This is a genomic window from Faecousia intestinalis (assembly GCF_040096185.1).
In the GTDB taxonomy this organism is placed as follows: domain Bacteria; phylum Bacillota; class Clostridia; order Oscillospirales; family Oscillospiraceae; genus JAZOXB01.
In genome coordinates, this window is the sequence record NZ_JBBMFF010000004.1 from 1 (window position 1) to 725 (window position 725).

The 725-nt window shown below is 57.0% G+C and carries 1 protein-coding gene; it reads right to left on the reverse strand.

What is annotated here, in order from left to right:
• Nucleotides 1-80: 80 nt before the first annotated feature.
• The coding region (locus WMO66_RS00030) for a hypothetical protein (protein WP_349134360.1) at nucleotides 81-725 on the reverse strand (645 nt) is incomplete at its 5' end.

Consider the following 725-nt stretch of genomic DNA (forward strand, 5'->3'; position numbering starts at 1 on the left):
ACCCTGTTATCCGACCATGCCCTGCGAGATTGCCACGTCGCTTCCCTCCTCGCAATGACAATCTGGGGGCCGTTTCCGATCTAGCGCACGAACTCCATACCGTCATCGCGAATGCGGATGGTACAAGTCTCTCCTGCAGAGAGAGCCATGGAATCCAGGGGCTCTGTCTCCAGATAGCTTTCGATCTTCACGGTAAGCGCGGCGTCCTGCGCAGTGAGATACAGCTTCCCGCCCCTCTGCACACAACGGATATGGCTTTCCCCGCTGCCGGTCGCCTCCAGATAGAGGTCATCAACAACGCAGGCCCGTACCGTATAGTCCATATTCTCGCCCGTGGTCTCAATGCCCGAGCCGGTGAACACGGCCCTTTGGACCCCGCTTCCTTCTACGCCCCACAGGGCCAGATCCGTGCTGACGCGAACGTAAGCATCCGGTCCTCCATCCACAAAGTCAGCCTCAAGCCTTTTGCTGTATGGAAGCGTCAGGTAGAAGTACGGAGGCGCGTCAACACCGCCCAACACGCTGTCTATGATCTGCATATCACCGCTGAAATCAAGATCGTCATACTCCAGTGTCTCTCCCTTCGCATTCCGGAACCGATATGCGCTGTTGGCATCAAACGAAACCAGCATCTCCTCCGGCTCCGGATGCTGCTGCCGGTATTCGCAGACAGCGGAAAAAGCGACAAGCAGGCAGAGAAATACGACCAGTAAAATCGGGATCGC